The sequence below is a fragment of the Kitasatospora sp. NPDC091257 genome (assembly GCF_044757675.1).
In the GTDB taxonomy this organism is placed as follows: domain Bacteria; phylum Actinomycetota; class Actinomycetes; order Streptomycetales; family Streptomycetaceae; genus Kitasatospora; species Kitasatospora lactacystinica.
In genome coordinates, this window is the sequence record NZ_JBIVVI010001276.1 from 1 (window position 1) to 2484 (window position 2484).

2 protein-coding genes are annotated in these 2484 nt (G+C 76.0%); both read right to left on the reverse strand.

Features of this window, described 5'->3' with window-relative positions; all coding sequences use genetic code 11:
• Window positions 1-2075 (reverse strand): sensor histidine kinase (locus tag ACIQOV_RS37245; RefSeq protein ID WP_401055218.1); only part of this gene is annotated, 2075 nt, incomplete at its 3' end.
• Window positions 2065-2484 (reverse strand): winged helix-turn-helix domain-containing protein (locus ACIQOV_RS37250; protein ID WP_401055219.1); only part of this gene is annotated, 420 nt, incomplete at its 5' end. The genes ACIQOV_RS37245 and ACIQOV_RS37250, both read right to left, overlap by 11 nt.

The window sequence follows — 2484 nt, forward strand, 5'->3', positions numbered from 1 at the left end:
CGCTTTTCCACCCCCAACCCGGAACCCGCCCTGCCTCGGTGTGAGTGTGGTTCAGCGGTGTGCTGTTCCGATGGCGGCTCCTTCCGGCCCCGGCCCGGTGGCCCCGACGCCGCTGTCGGGGCCACCGGCAGGCGCACGGTGAACACCGAGCCCCTGCCGGGGGTACTGGCCACCCGGACGCTGCCGTCGTGGACCTCGGCGAGCTTGCGGACGATGGCGAGGCCGAGACCGCTGCCGCCGGTCCGACGGCTGCGGGACTTCTCCGCCCGCCAGAAACGCTCGAACACCAGCGGCAGGTCCGCCTCGGCGATGCCACTGCCGGTGTCGGCGACCTCGATGAGGACGGCGTCGGCGTCGGTGCGGGCCCGCAGGGTGACCGTGCCGCCCGCCGGGGTGTGCCGGACCGCGTTGGCGACCAGGTTGCCGACGGCCTGGCGCAGGCGCACCGGGTCGGCGAACAGCTCGGCGCCGGCCACCGAGCCGTCCGGCGCGCTCCCGGACGACATGTTCCCGGACGACGCGTCCCGGGAAGGCTCGACGGCCAGCGCCAGGGCCACTCCGGACGCCCGCGCCCGGGCTCCGTGCGCGGTGGCGACCTGGGCCAACAGGTCCTCGACGTCCACGGGTTCGCGGTACAGGGCCAGTTCGCCCGCGTCGGCGGCGGCCAGGTCCTTCAGGTCGTCGATGAGGTGCTGGAGCAACAGGGCCTCTTCGAGCAGCGAGCCCGTCAGCGCCCGGTCGGCCGTGGCGACGCCGTCCTCGACGGCCTCCAGCCAGCCGCGGATGTTGCTCAGTGGAGTGCGCAGCTCGTGCGCGATGTCGCCCACCATCGCCTTGCGCAGGTCCTCCAGTTGCCCGCGCCGTTCCGCCATCGCGTTGAAGGCGGCGGCGAGTCCGGCGATCTCGTCGCGGCCGGTCACGTCCACCCGGGCCGAGAGGTCCCCGTCGGCCATCCGCCGGGCGGCGTGGGTGAGGGCGTGCAGCGGCCGGGAGAGCCGCAGGCCGACCGTCACCGTGACCGCCACGGTCACCGACAGCACCAGGGCCGCGACCTCGGCGACCCGCCCGGGGTGGGCGGGGATCGACGCGGACACCGCCGTGGGGGCCTCGCCCCCGGCTCCGGCGCCGGTGACCTTCGGGGCGGTCACCGGGGTGTCGACGAACAGCAGCACGGGCGGCGCCACGTACTGGACGAGCTGCTGCCGGCGGGCGTTGGTCAGGCAGGCGGACATCGCCCGGTCCTGCGGCGCCGGCCCTGCCGGGATCCCGTCCGGCCCCAGGGACAGGGTGACGGGACCGGCCTGCCGGCGGGCCAGGCAGGCGTTGACCAGCGCGGTGAGGTCGGTGAGCGCGGCGCGCTCGGAGTCGGTCGGGGCCGCCATCACCACGGGGGACGCGCAGCGCACACCGTCGGCGCGGTCGTCGGTGGTCCGCAGCCGCGGCCGCCCGGCGAGGTCGTCGGTGACGGTCGCCTCGATGCCGAGCGCCGACCGCAGGCAGTCCGCCTGCCGCAGCAGGGCGGCCCGCAGGGTCGCGTGCTCGGCGGCGGTCGGCCGGAACGGCCCCGCCGCGCGGGCGTCGATCCGGTCGCTCGGTGCGCCGGGCAGCATGGCGATGTCGACGGCGAGCGGGTCCACCGTGGTGGTGGGCGTACGGGGCAGGGCCGTCCGCTCACCGGTCGTCGACGCGGGACCGGTCTCGGGCCCGTCCACGGAAACGGAAACGGGAGCGGCACCGGCACCGGCACCGGCACCGGCACCCGCCCCGGCCGCCGAGTCCACGACCGGTTCGAAGCGCGGCGTCGCCAGGACGATGCGGCGCCCGGTGGCGTCCGCGAGCCGCCGAACGGTCTCCTGCGCCCCGCTCCAGTCGGCGTGGGTCGCGGCGTAGCCGAGCAGTTCGTCGTAGATCCGGGTGTGGTCCACGAGGACCCGGGTCTGCTCCCGCTCGATCGCGCCGGTGGTCGTGCGGGCGGCCAGCCAGGCGGTCGCGGCGATGGAGCACAGGGAGACCAGGGCGGAGAGCGCGAGCAGCCGGACCGTCAGGCTGCGGCGCAGCGGGGTGTCAGGACGCACCGGGCGGCTCCTCCGCGAGCTTGTAGCCGATGCCGTACACCGTCAGGAGGGCGACGGGGCGGCGCGCATCCGGTTCGATCTTGCGGCGCAGGTTCATCACGTGGGTGTCGACGGTACGGGTGGTGATGTAGCGGTCGATGCCGTGCAGGTGTTCCAGCAGCTGGGCGCGGGTGAAGACCCGGCCCGGCTGGCCGGCCAGCACTTCCAGCAGCCGGAACTCGGCGGGTGTGCAGCCGATCTGACGGCCGTGGGCGGTGACCTCGTGGCGCAGCGGGTCGACGGTGAGCGGTCCGACCCGCAGGACGGCCTGCGGCCCGGACGCGTCCTGGGCGTCCCGGCCGCCGTGGGTGTCCCGGGCCGGGGCCGGCCGGGAGCCGCGGCGCAGCAGGGCGCGGACCCGGGCGACCAG